The organism is Brevundimonas sp. (genome assembly GCF_041648615.1).
GTDB lineage: Bacteria > Pseudomonadota > Alphaproteobacteria > Caulobacterales > Caulobacteraceae > Brevundimonas.
This window is the reverse complement of the sequence record NZ_JBAZOS010000060.1, coordinates 1-7315: the sequence shown is the minus strand read 5'-3', so window position 1 is coordinate 7315 and position 7315 is coordinate 1. Positions and strand designations below refer to the sequence as shown.

The window sequence follows — 7315 nt, the reverse complement described above, 5'->3', positions numbered from 1 at the left end:
CGGCGGCGGCGCAGGACGGATAGGCCAGGGCCGACGCGCGACCGGGGGCGCGGCGAGGCCGGCGGACCTTGAGGCCGGCGGCCGAGCGGCCGACAGGCCCAGGCGATAGACCTTGCCCAGGACCGCGCTTCTTGTGAGGCCGTGATCCAGATCGCGCGCGATCTGTGCGGCGCTACGGCCTTCGAGCCAGAGGGTCTTGAGACGACCGACGCGGTCGTCGGTCCAGGCGGAGGCGGTCATGGCGGAACTCCGGTGTCAGCGAGCCCAATCGGCTCGCCCGCGCCCGGCCTCGCTTCATCCTCCCGGTCCCCACACAGAAACGGCCCGACGCTCGCGCGCCGGGCCGTTCCGCCTTTCGCCGACGGATCAGAACGGGATGTCGTCGTTCAGATCGTATCCGCTCGCCGGCTCCTGCACCTGCCGGTCGGCGGCGCCGTCGTCCGCCGACGGCCGCTCGCGCCGGTTCTTCAGACGAATGTCGCCGACGATCAGACGCAGATCGTAGTGTTCGACCCCGTCCTTGCCGGTCCAGGTGTCGTTCTCGACATGGCCCTGGATGACGACCCGGCTGCCCTTGCGGGCGAACGGCTCGATGTATTTCTCGGCCGTGGCCTCGTTGAAGCAGATGCAGTTGAAGCCGGTGGTGCGCTCGCCCGGCGTGCCGTCGGCGCGCCGGAAGCGGGTGGTCTCCAGCACGCGGAAGCTCGCGCGCTTCTTGCCCGAGCCCTGGGCCGACAGGATGGACGGGTCGGCGGCCAGATAGCCTTCGAGGGTGAGGGTTTGCATGGTCAGTCTCCTGAAGATGGGATTCGGTTGAGGATCAGGCGGCGGCGCGATCGGTTTCGCGGGCGTCGACGGTGTCGGGGTCGCGGGCCTCGGCCCAGTCGAGGACGGTCAGCCGGTTCACCACCAGTTCCTTGGCGGTGCGTTCGGTCCCGTCCTTGGCGGCGTAGGCCGTGTCGATGAAGGCGCCGACGACGACGGCTTCGCAGCCTTGGGCCAGTCCGCGGGCGATAACCTTCTCGTTGAGCCCCTTCGACCAGCTGACGCAATTGACCCCGACGAGCCGGTCCTTGCCGGCGGCGTCGACGCCGCGCTTTTCGAGCAGCCGGAACACCGCCTTGGCGAAGTCCGGGCTGATCTGGGGGTCGGCCGCCAACCGGCCGGTGAACACCATGGTCTGCATGTCAGTCTCCTGTTGATCCGAAGCGCCGGGGAGCCGATCTCCCCGATCCCGCTTCACCCGGGACCTCCCTTCCTCCAGCCCCTCCTGCCCGGACGGGGCCTTCGCCCCCGCCCGGCGCATGCCTCAGGCGGCCGCTCCGTCGAGGACGGTCTGGACGGGATGGCGGCGCAGCACCGCCTCCACCACCTCAGGCCGATCCGTCGGCGCGAACACCCGGGGCGTAAAGGCGATGATCTCGACGAAGCACCCGAGCGCGACCAGGGCGTCGCGGTCCGTCCGCCCGCCGACCACCTCGATCCGCCAGCGGTCCATGACCCGCGACCGCTTGAGCCACAGGCCGCCTTCCAGCGAGAGCTGGACGTTGCGATCCAGCAAGGTGGCGGCGGTCCTCGCCCCGTCCGACCAGGCCTCGCCGACATCTGTCAGGCCGAGGCTCGCCTTGAGGCTTTGTGCCTGGACCTCGTCCAGCACACGCCCCAGCCAGCGCCGGCCGTCCGGCGCCCTGACCCGACGCACCGAACAGCCGCGCGCGGGCAGCCGGCCCCAGATCGGCAGCAGCAGACCGGTCGCGAGCGTGAGCTCGCGCGTCCGCCAGGGGTCGGTTCCCGCCACCTCCTCATCCCAGATGCGGCGCCATTCATCGACCGCCGCGGGCCTCCAGGCCGATTCCTCGAAGGTCCTCTCCGGCAGGGTCTGACGTCCATCCGGCCGGACCAGGCGAACGGCGGCGACCAGCCGGTCCTCGTCCGTGGCGGTGGTCAGGCCGAGCTCGGCGACCGCCGCCCGGCCGGATTTGGCGTTGACGACCAGCTGATGGGCGACGTCGGCGGCCCGGGCCAGCGCGTCATGCGAGAGCAGGATGTCGCGACGAACCCTGAGCGAGAAGGTCACCAGGGCGGTTTCAGCGCCGGTCGAGACATCGGTCCGGATGGTTTCCTGGTGCAGAACCGCCAGTTCCTCCGCCTCGATGTCTTCAAGTCCACGGTCCAGATCCCCCGACGCGGCCGCACGCTCGAGGATGCCCGAGAGAATGCGGTCGAAGTCCTCGAACAAGGCGTTCTGGTCGGCGATCCTGAGCGCCAGCAGGCGGTTGAGGAAGGTGTGGATCGGCGGCAGGTCGTCGGACGGCTTGAGTCCGCCGTCGGCGTCGAGCAGCTTGAGACCCGTCTTGTGTATGAAGGTCTGGAGCGTCATCGCAGCGAGTTCACCGAACGCCAGGGCCCCGTAGAAGACCAGCAGGGCCCGGCGCGCCCATGGGCTTTCCAGATTGTCCTCGGCCCGGAAGAGGCCCGCCCCGGCCGTTCGGCGCTCGCCGCGCGTGAGCGCGCCGAGCGTGTCCAGACGGCGGGCGATGGTCGAGGTGAAGCGTTTTTCGCCCTGGATGTCCGTCGTGACCGGCCGGAACAGCGGGGCCGAGGCCTGGTGGGTGCGGTGGCTGCGACCCAGCCCCTGGATGGCGGCGTCGGCCCGCCAGCCCGGTTCGACCAGATAGTGGACCCGGCGCTGCCGGTTCGCCGCCGACAGGTCCGCGTGATAGCTGCGTCCGGTGCCTCCGGCGTCGGAGAAGATCAGCACCCGCTTGCGGCCGCTCATGAAGGCGTCGGTCTCGGCGCGCGCCGCCGAGGCGCCGCGCCGTTCCACCAGCCTGCGTCCGTCGCGCACGACCACCCGCCGGGACCGCCCGGTGATCTCGGCGACGGCGTCCGCGCCCAGGGCCTCCAACAGGGCGTCGAGCACCCCCGGCACGGCGGGCAGGCAGGCCATCTGTTCGATCAGGCTCTCGCGCCGGGCCAGCGCCTCCTGGCTGACGGCCGGACGGCCGTCGTCCATGACCGGAACCAGGACGACCTCGCCGCTCTCCCCCTCGACCGCCTCCATCAGGTGGATCGGGAATGCCTCGCGCAGGTAGTCGAGGACATATTCACGCGGGGTCATGTCTATCGAAAGGTTGTTCCATTCCTCGGGCGGGACGGACGCCAGCCGCCGCTCCATCACCGCCTCATTGGTCGAGACGATCTGGACCACGGCCGAGCGATCGTGGCCCAGATCCTCCCGGATCGAGGCCACCAGACTCGGCGCCTTCAGCCCCGCGAGCAGATGGCCGAAGAAGCGCAGCTTGGCGCCCTCGAAGGCGGAATGGGCCGCCGAGGCGGCCTGGCCGCTCCTGGGCTTGCCCGCCTCGTCGTTGACGCCGACGGCCTTCAAGGCCTCGGCGAGATTGGCGTGGATCAGCTGGAAGGCGTCGGCCCAGGCGTCCCAGATCGCGATGTCGTCGGACGTCAGGGGATGGACCAGCGGCTCGTATTCGACCCCTTCGAACGACAGGCTCCGCGCCACATAGAGGCCGAGCGCCTTGAGTTCGCGCGCCACCAGCTCCATCGCCGCCACCCCGCCCCGGTCCATGGCCTCCAGGAAATCCGCCCGCGACATGAAGGGCGCCTCCGGCCCGCCCCACAGGCCCAGCCGGGCGGCATAGGCCAGGTTCTCGGCGGTGGTGGCGCCGGTCGCCGAGACATAGAGGACCCGCGCATCGGGCAGTCGGTTCTGCAGCGCCAGACCGGCCATCCCCTGCAGCGACGCCTTCTTCGTTCCCCGCGCGCCCTTGCCGCCACCCGCGGCGTTGGCCATCGCATGGGCCTCGTCGAAGGCGATGACGCCGTCGAAATCCGCGCCGAGCCAGGCGATGATCTGGTCGAGCCGCGATTGACGGGCGCCCCGCGCCGGTTGGCGAAGCGTCGCATAGGTCGTGTACAGAATGCCCCGGTCGAGCCGGATGGCGTCCCCCTGTTTCCAGCTCGAAAGGGGCACGATGTCATGAGCGCCGCCGCCGATCGCCGCCCAGTCGCGCCGCGCGTCCTCCAGCAAGGCGTCGTTCCGTGACAGCCATAGCGCGCGCACCCGGCCCTGGCTCATGTTGTCGGCGATGACGGCGGCGATCTGGCGGCCTTTGCCGCAGCCGGTGCCATCGCCCAGGAAGAAGCCGCGCCGCAGCTGGACGGCGTCCTCCTGGTCCTCGGGCGCGAGCACCATATGGTGGGGCGCCGTGTCCAGCCGCCACTGTCCGGGCAGATGCGCGGCGTGGGCCTCGCCGGCGTAGATGACCATCTCGGTCTGGGCGTCCGAGATCCAGCCCTGGTCGCGCATGGCCGGAGGGAGTACCGGTCGATAGGTCGGCGCCGGCGGCGCCACCGAGGCCATGGGCCCGGACTCGACCAGAGGCGACGGATGCGGGCGGGGCTCGGGCAGAACGATCCGCCCCAGGGCGTGGGCCTGGTATAGCCCGACATCGCGACCCTCCCCCGTCCAGGCGCGAACCTCATAGGTCAGGGCCGCAGCCCCACCCAGAAAGGCCAGCCGGCCGGAGGGCAAGGCCAGGCCTCGCGCGCGTGGTCCCAGCAGGGCGTCTATCGTCACCGGCAGGCGCGTTCGCGGCCTGGCGCCGATCCGCGGCGAAATCGCCCCTGTCATCCGGGCCGCGCTCTGCAGGTCATCAGCGCTCTGGAGCGGCGCGGCGCCCGCGGGACCTTCGGCGCGGTCGATCACCAGCAGACCGGTCTCCACGGAGGTCCCATGTCTGGCGAAACCGCCGGACGGCAAGGCGATGCGGCTCACGACGGCGCCGACCTCGCAGAGGCGGCGAAGCAGCGCGGCGTCCGTCAGGGCGTTCAGGGGGACGATCGCGGCCAACCGGCCATGGTCGGCCAGGGCCTTCAGGGCCGCCGTCAGATGGGCGGCCAGGTTCGAGAACGGCGGATTGCACACCACCACGTCGAATTCGCCCGAGCCCGCGGACAGGTCATGGATATGGCGTCCGTCGTGGCGCGTCCGGTCCGCGCCCGGAAAGAGCCCGTCGAGGAGGTCGGCCCGACCGGTCGCGAGCTCATTCAGGCTCAGCAGCCCACCGCAGGCCTCCGCGACCGAGGCGATGAGGCCCGTTCCAGCCGAGGGCTCCAGGACGCGGTCGCCGGGACGCACCTGGGCGGCCAGGACGGCGAGCGCGGCCAGATGCGGCGGCGTCGAGAATTGATCGAACGCGACCTGCGCCTCGCTGCGCCGGGACTGGGTCAGCCCGAGCGCCGAGACGGCCGCCAGCAGGGCGGTGATCTCCGCCGGCGCATCTTCCAGGCGGCCGACCTGGGGCGCGAGACGCCGGACCTGCAGGACCGTCGCCGCCTCTATCGCGTCATAGGCGTCGCGCCAGGCCCAGACGCCCTCGGCGTCCGACCCGCCGAACGCGGTCGTCATGATGGCGGCGACGAGCTTGCGGTCGAGCGGACGGGACCGCGCCAGATGCGCCGCCAGCGCCCGGGCGGCAGCGAGGATATTGGCGGCGGCATCCCCGGCGGCCGGATCGGCGAACAGGGACAGGTTGGGGGTCGAGGACATGGCGAAGGCTCCGGCAGCCTGGAGCGGAGGGCGCCTCCCTCCCGGTCCTGCAGGCTCGCCTCGCCCCGCCCTTTCCTCGCCTTTTCCGCGCCAGGGATTCGCACGACTACGCCGCCCCGGCTGAGCCGGGGCGGCGTCCGTCAGGAAGACTGGCGGTCAGGCGGCGGCGGGATCGAGCGCGGCCTCACCGGCCGGGGTGACGGCGAACGCCCCAACCCCGTCGTCGTCGAACGCAGGGTCTTGCTCGTCGATGGGCCGGTCGTCAGCTTCGTCGGCATCGTCCTGCGGCGAGCCCGCCCAGGACAGGCCGGCCGGCGCCCAGGTCCGCGACGCCGCCTGTTCGGCGACCCAGTCGACCAGTTCGGCCTTCTTCAGCGACCTGGCGCGGTCGTCTTCGGCCCCCATGGCCTCGAGCATCCCCAGCAGCAGCCCCTTCGAGTGAAGCTGAAGGAAGGGCGCGTCAGGCGTCCAGTGCAGGGTGACGTCCGCCGCGCAGAGCGCGGCCAGTTCAGCCGCTTCCGCGCGGGCGCTGCGCCGGATCAGGGTCGTGCGTTCCTCGCGGACGTCGAGGCTGATCGCGGTCAGTTCGGCCAGCAGACCCATCTTCTCGCCATGCGGCAGCGCATGAACCCAGGCGATGACAGTCTCGCCCGAAGCCTGCCAGGTCGCGCGGCGATCGTCGAGCCGCTGGCGCACCTCTCCGTCCAGGGGTTCGATCACCCGCCCGCCGGCCGGATTGAAGCCGGTGGCGAGGATGGCCAGAGCCGAGTCCGGGCGCGCCACATGGGTGCGCAGCACCAGAACGGTGAACAGGCGCGCGATCAAGGCGGTCAGGGCGGCGCCCGGGTCATCGGCCAGGGCGCGGATCAGTCCCCGCGTCGCGACGTCGGTGCGCACGGCGTGCAGGGCATGGTTGACGCCGTCGGTCTCCGGCGCGGGCGCCGCCACTTCGGGAGGGACATAGGCCGGCGGAGCCGACGCCTGGTCCGGTGGACCGCTCCCGGTCGAACCGTCCTCCTCGATCCCGGGTTCCTCGGGCGTGTAGCAGCGCACATCGACGCCCGTGCCGGAGGCGGGCCACATCACCATCGTCGTCACCACCCGCCCGCCGCAACCCGTCTGGTCCGCCGTCACCCGGGCGCGGATCATGGCGATGATGGCGGCGTCCACAGTCTCGGGGTCGCCGGCCTCCGAGAGAGCCCGCCGGGCCGTCTCCGCCCGCTTATTGAACACCTCGCGCTGGGCCCGGTAACGCGCCATGTCCTCGGCCGGAAGCTGGCCGCCGTAGACATAGCCCAGCGCTTCCAGGTCGTCGGGCAGTTCAGGCTCGGGTCCGGCGGTGACATGCACCGCGATCCCCTCGGCCTCGAAGACGGCGGCGATGCCGCGCGCCCGTCGGATCCACAGCTCGGTCAGGATGTCCGGATCGAGCAATACGGGCGCCAGCTCCCCGAACAGATCCGCCTCGGTGCGACCGCCGGCTTCGCCATAGCGGACCGGATCCACCAGGGCGCAGCGTCGATCCCGCACGGTGACCCGCCCTTCGTCGAGCCGTTCCGTGATGCGCCAGTCGGGGAATCCATGCCCGTCCAGCGCCGCCTCTGCGAGCTCGACCTGTTCGGCCTTGTCCGGCAGTCGGACCAGCAGCCGGGCCTGTTTGAGGGTCATGCGCCCGGCCTTCAGGGCCGCGAGGGCGACCGGCGGCAGCCCGGCCAGGGCGGCCAGGCGTTTGATGTCGATCTC

5 protein-coding genes are annotated in these 7315 nt (G+C 71.4%); all 5 read right to left on the bottom strand.

Annotated features, from left to right (window positions below; all coding sequences use genetic code 11):
• The coding region (locus WC555_RS14820) for a GcrA family cell cycle regulator (RefSeq protein ID WP_373254805.1) at positions 1-240 on the bottom strand (240 nt) is incomplete at its 3' end.
• A 126-nt stretch (positions 241-366) separates the two neighbouring features.
• Complete coding sequence (locus WC555_RS14815; RefSeq protein WP_373254803.1) at positions 367-786, bottom strand: single-stranded DNA-binding protein; 420 nt, start codon at positions 784-786, stop codon at positions 367-369.
• 34 nt (positions 787-820) lie between these two features.
• The gene (locus WC555_RS14810; protein WP_325744314.1) at positions 821-1186 is read right to left on the bottom strand and encodes a hypothetical protein; all 366 of its coding nucleotides are present in this window, start codon (positions 1184-1186) and stop codon (positions 821-823) included.
• 123 nt (positions 1187-1309) lie between these two features.
• A complete protein-coding gene (locus WC555_RS14805) occupies positions 1310-5572 on the bottom strand; it encodes a strawberry notch-like NTP hydrolase domain-containing protein (protein WP_373254800.1) in 4263 nt (1420 codons plus the stop codon).
• Positions 5573-5728: 156 nt separating this feature from the next.
• On the bottom strand, positions 5729-7315 hold a 1587-nt coding region (locus WC555_RS14800; RefSeq protein ID WP_373254799.1), incomplete at its 5' end, for a chromosome partitioning protein ParB.